Source organism: Aquabacterium sp. (assembly GCF_004297345.1).
Classification (GTDB): Bacteria; Pseudomonadota; Gammaproteobacteria; order Burkholderiales; family Burkholderiaceae_C; genus Aquabacterium.
Genome location: NZ_SCTN01000135.1, coordinates 1 through 3,390, shown reverse-complemented (window position 1 = coordinate 3,390; position 3,390 = coordinate 1). Strand labels below are relative to the sequence as shown.

Annotated in this window: 3 protein-coding genes; 1 reads left to right on the top strand and 2 read right to left on the bottom strand. The window is 60.9% G+C overall.

Features of this window, described 5'->3' with window-relative positions; all coding sequences use genetic code 11:
• The coding region (locus EPO09_RS04305) for an alkaline phosphatase (protein WP_290640534.1) at window positions 1–1,350 on the bottom strand (1,350 nt) is incomplete at its 3' end.
• 58 nt (window positions 1,351–1,408) lie between these two features.
• Window positions 1,409–2,029 (bottom strand): hypothetical protein, encoded by a 621-nt coding sequence (locus tag EPO09_RS04300; protein ID WP_290640532.1) that lies wholly within the window; start codon window positions 2,027–2,029, stop codon window positions 1,409–1,411.
• A gap of 288 nt (window positions 2,030–2,317) precedes the next feature.
• Here EPO09_RS04300 and EPO09_RS04295 point away from each other — a divergent pair.
• Window positions 2,318–3,390 (top strand): sigma 54-interacting transcriptional regulator (locus EPO09_RS04295; protein ID WP_290640530.1); only part of this gene is annotated, 1,073 nt, incomplete at its 3' end.

Genomic DNA, 3,390 nt, shown 5'->3' with positions numbered 1-3,390 from the left:
GATGGTCGAGGTACCGCGGCGGCCGTTGATCTTGTCCAGCGCGACGTTCATGTTGGACAGCGAGAACAGGCCCAGCAGCTTGTCTGGCGTGCCAGCGGCCTGCAGCGCCGTGTTGTCGGGTGCGTAGGTGAAGCCAGCGGACTGGAAGCCGGCAATCAGATCACGGTTGGCGTCCAAGGCGCCCGGCGCGGCATTCCAACCGGCCACGATGTCAGCGGGCAGCACGTAGTCAGACGCAGCCTTGCGAGCCGAACCGTTGGCGGTCGAACCCAGGCCAGAAGGCTGCACATCAAACGTGCGAGCTGTGGCATCCGTACCAGCAGACTGCGTCAGGTTGCTTGGCAGGAACCACTTGCGGCCACCACCCATCAGCACCTTCAAGCCAGTCAGGTTGGCGTCATCCAGGAACTGGTCAACGATACCGGTGCCATTGCCACGGTTCGATGTGTGCACGGCATTGGCTGCGGGGGTCGCGTCGAACACGTCAGCCGTGGTCACCACGCCCAGGCTGCTGCCCTTGGTGCGATGCAGGAACTCGGAGAGGTATTCAAAACGAGGGTTGTCAAAGGCATCCTGGGTGTCGTCAGGGAACACGCCTTCCTGGTTGTTCTGCGCCTTGTTGCCCGAGACGTAGTTCGACATGCCAGGCGCCGAGTCGGTCACGATCGAGTTCAGCGAGGCGGTCATCACCATGCCGGTGTAGGGGAAGGTGTCCATGGCCAGGCGGTTCTGTGCCTTGCCTTGCAGGTAGCCCTTGGCCATGATGCGAGCGGCCGTGCGGTGCGCAGCGCCCATGCCGTCACCCAGCATGATCACAACGTTCTTGGCTGGGCGGCCGTTGTTCAGCGTCAGGCCCACAACTTCGAAGTTGCCATCGGTCTTGCTGATCGATGCGCCCGTGTCAGTCACGGCGGTCACGCCCAGCGTGTGCACGCCAGCGGTGTTGTGGCTGTAGCCGCGCACGGACACCACAGCGGTGTTGCCAGGCAAGCCAGCGACCAGTTTGCAGGTGGCTGCGCCGGTGGTCAGGCCGGTGGTGGTGCTCACGCAAGTAGCGCTTTGCGTTTCCGTGATGATGCTGGTGGTGCCGGCGGCAGGCGTCACGCTGGTGCCATCCACCGAGAACTGGAAGCTGACCACGTTCTGGCCAGCGTCAGGGCGCACTGTGGCTTGCAGGTCGAACTTCTGGCCTTGCAGGAAGCGAGACAGCGTTGTGGCCGTGGCCAGCAGCGGGTTGCTGGGTGGCGTCAGCCGGGAAATGGAAGCCGCTTGCGCTTGAACGGCCAGAGCCGACAGAGCGGCAGACAGGGCCACGCTCAAGACGCGGCGTTGCAGGACGGAACGGGACATGGTGGTACTCCTTGAAGGCTGGATAGCCGGTTGAAAGCAGGAAAGGAAGAACGGGAAATCAGAAGGCTGTGCTGGCAACGCGCTCACGCGATGCAGCCGCACGTTGACGTTTGGCGGCAGGCTTGCTCGTGGTAGCCTGGGTGGTCAGCAGGCGAGATGTCGCTTCGTCCAACTCAAGGCGAACAGCGGACACATGCCCGTCGGCCTCTTCAAACGCGCCCACAGACAAGGTGCCGGTGAACTGCAACAAACCTTGCAGGTTGGGCACCAGACGCGCCGCATATGGACGGGCGAGGTGCACGAACACGGCATTGCCCGGCAGGTCGTCCGACAAGCTTTCATCCTCATCGCCCAGGTTCACGGGCATGGGTGCCAGAATGAGCATGCCGGCCTTGGATTCTTCCTGGGTGGCCATGTAGCCGACCATGCGGACCTTGCGGCCATGCAGCGACAGCAAGCGCGCCGATGGCTCCAGCCCTTGCGGCCCAACCGGGGCCTTGAACATGTCCTGAAACTTCAGGTGTTCCACATCTTTGGGTGGAGCAGCCAAGGGGGCTTGCACGGCCACAGCCTTGGGTGGCAACGCCATATTGGCCAATGTGGCCTGAGCTTCAGTCACGAGGCTGAAGCCTGCCATCACCAGGGCGCACAGCGCCGAAAGGGGCAAAGTTGATTTCATGACGATCGTTTCGAGTTGACTGCATCAACTTGCAAGCGCGTCGTGCTCGCAAGCAGCACCCGAACAATCCACGATCGGTATGACCCCGCTATGACACATCGGATCACGGCAACAAGACCGTTCTCCCATCTGCCACATTTCCGATAACCCCAATCAGGTTTATTTCTTGCTGCATATGTGGCATCGAGCCTGACGCTCCGTGTACACCGTCGTTTTCAGTCAAAAGCTGAACCATATCGGGGTGTGCAGAGCCAGGGTTGCACCAAGCCATGACGAGAGGCCGCTCCTATGGTCAGCACGCACCACGAACGCGCAAGCATTGAACTGATGACGATCTACCAGGTCAGCAAGATCCTGGGCTCGTCACTCGATGTTCACAAAACTTTCAGAGAGGCACTCAACGTGCTGCTCTCGATGATGGGATGGCGTCGAGGCGCCGTGATCCTGCAGACCGAAGAAGGCCTTTTATGCGGCATGTGCGCTGTGGGCCTGTCCAAGGATGAATCGGCGAGGCTGAATTTCGAGGTCGGAGAAGGCATCGTCGGCAAGGTGTTCATGTCTGGCGTGGCGGCAGTCGTGCCCGACATCGCGGAAGAGCCCCTTTTTCTGAACCGCACAGGCGCGGTGGATCAATCACCCGACGAAACCATCGCCTACCTGGTCACACCCATCAAGGCAGATAGGCGAACGCTGGGCGTATTGACCATGGACAGAACCGTGACGTCCAGAACAAGCGTCTTCGACGAAGATCTTCGGCTGTTGTCGATGGTGGCCAATCTGATGGGCCAGAACCTGCTGTTGCACAGGGGGGTCAGTGCCGAGCAAGGGCGACTGTATGAAGAAGCACGCCGCCTTTCCAAAGCCCTCAAGCCCGTTTATCAAGTGGACATGGCCATCGGTGAGTCATCCCGCATGCAGCAGGTGTTTGCAGAGGTGCATCAGGCTGCGCCGACCAAAACCACCGTGCTACTACGAGGAGAGAGTGGCACCGGCAAGGAGGTCATCGCACGCGCCATCCACAACCTCTCTCCACGCAAGAATGCGCCCTTCATCCGCGTGAACTGCGCGGCCTTGACAGAGTCCTTGCTGGAATCGGAATTGTTCGGCCATGAAAAGGGCGCGTTCACCGGCGCGGTCGGCACCCGCAAGGGCCGCTTTGAAATGGCCCACGGCGGCACCTTGTTCCTCGATGAAATCGGTGACATCTCCGCGGCGTTCCAAGCCAAATTGCTGCGCGTGCTGCAAGAGCGTGAATTCGAGCGTGTTGGTGGAACGGCCCCGATCAAAGTGGACGTGCGCATGGTGCTGGCCACCAATCGCAACCTGGAGAAGATGGTCGCGGCAGGCGAGTTCCGTGCGGA